Annotated in this window: 1 protein-coding gene; it reads left to right on the top strand. The window is 39.8% G+C overall.

What is annotated here, in order from left to right; genetic code table 11:
* Window positions 1-264 (top strand): hypothetical protein (locus tag C1X29_RS28710; protein ID WP_218275729.1); only part of this gene is annotated, 264 nt, incomplete at both ends.

The raw sequence follows: 264 nt of genomic DNA, 5'->3' as shown, positions 1-264 counted from the left end.
GGCTGATATTGGTTATAGCGTAGAACCTTTTGGCAGCAATAGTTTCGTCATCCAGGGAACACCGGCAGATGTTGAACCGGGCAACGAAAAACATTCTATTGAATTACTGATCGAGCAGTTTAAACATTTTAGCAGCGATTTAAAATTTTCGAAGCGGGAAAAACTGGTACGTTGCATGAGCAGGCAACATGCTATTAAAGCCGGACAAACTTTATCACAAAAAGAAATGCAAACGCTGGTAGAAGAATTATTTCAATGCAATAC

Origin of the sequence: Pseudomonas sp. GW456-12-10-14-LB2, from assembly GCF_002884345.1 — a bacterium.
Taxonomy (GTDB): Bacteria; Pseudomonadota; Gammaproteobacteria; order Pseudomonadales; family Pseudomonadaceae; genus Aquipseudomonas; species Aquipseudomonas paraglycinae.
The sequence above is the reverse complement of the archived record's forward strand: the minus strand, read 5'-3'. Positions and strand labels throughout refer to the sequence as shown.